Consider the following 605-nt stretch of genomic DNA (forward strand, 5'->3'; position numbering starts at 1 on the left):
CATACTTTGACGTCACCGCCCGTCCCCACCGATGAATCCGCAGATCACTTCACATCATTACCGGGAGAACCCATAACCGTGAGCAAGAACATCAACAACCCCGTGGGTATGGGCGGCGGCCAGCGGAAGAGGCTGTCCCGCACCGAACGGCAGAACAACGGTCCGCACCGCAACCTCGACCGCCAGGGTGCAGCCGACCAGAAGGCGGAGCTGGTACGTAAGATGCGCGAGAAGGAAGGCGCAGTTGACGGCGCCGGGCAGGCTGGCGACGACACCGCACAGAGCTGACGCATTGCCGCCTCAGGGCGGCACTGCACTGGACGGGTCCTGCTGCCGTCCGCGGCGCGGCCGGTCCCGTGCAGCTCTCGGCCGACCATCGCGTCGCAGCCGCAGGGTTTGGTAGCCCCGTCACCGCCACCACCCCGAGCTGCACCAGTAGCTCAGCCCGCACCGGCCGGCGACCGCCACCGCACTGCTCGGTGTCGCGGTCGCGGTCGCTTCCCACTCTGCTTCACCACCGGCGCGACCGGCCCCGGCCGGACCTCTTCAACCGCCTCAACCGAGGCGATCACGTCGCTCATCAGGTGCTCTTCCTTGATCGGGAG

1 protein-coding gene is annotated in these 605 nt (G+C 67.6%); it reads left to right on the forward strand.

What is annotated here, in order from left to right; genetic code table 11:
• Positions 1-72 precede the first annotated feature (72 nt).
• Positions 73-288, forward strand: a complete 216-nt coding sequence (locus ABD330_RS32415) for a DUF6243 family protein (RefSeq protein ID WP_344469900.1) — start codon at positions 73-75, stop codon at positions 286-288.
• Positions 289-605: the final 317 nt, after the last annotated feature.

It is taken from the genome of Kitasatospora kazusensis (assembly GCF_039529945.1).
Taxonomy (GTDB): Bacteria; Actinomycetota; Actinomycetes; order Streptomycetales; family Streptomycetaceae; genus Kitasatospora; species Kitasatospora kazusensis.